The organism is Alkalibacterium sp. s-m-28, from assembly GCF_054658175.1.
In genome coordinates this window covers 1-421 of the sequence record NZ_BAAGIQ010000286.1, presented here as the reverse complement: position 1 = coordinate 421, position 421 = coordinate 1, and the positions used below count along the sequence as shown (strand labels likewise).

Genomic DNA, 421 nt, shown 5'->3' with positions numbered 1-421 from the left:
AATGAGCGAAGAATATATCTCGACCATCAACTCCCTTGTAGTGGAAATGGTGGAAGAAAGAAAACCTACCCGTAAAACAAGCAAAGATATTGAGGCCTATTTGCCCAGTGCTGTAAAAGCACAAGCTACCTTGGATGCAAAAAGTGTGTTTAAGAAAGGGAAGAAAAAGAAGTTTGAAACAGTGCCTCTGCTTAAAAAGCCTCATTGTGTTTGGAACAACCAAAACTACTCTTTCGACTTCCGCTACATTTCAATGCCGATCATGATTGATGGAAAGGCAAAGAAAACGCCTATCCGGGCTTTAATGGTGGATAAGAAGAATAGAAATTTTGATTTGCTAAAACACAAATTAGGGACACTACGTGTCACCAAAAAGTCAAATAAATGGATAGCGCAAATCGCTGTGACAATCTCCACCACC

The 421-nt window shown here is 39.9% G+C and carries 1 pseudogene; it reads left to right on the top strand.

Annotated features, from left to right (window positions below):
• Positions 1-421 (top strand): annotated as a pseudogene (locus ACYQ4S_RS12350) (RNA-guided endonuclease TnpB family protein); the annotation flags it as partial.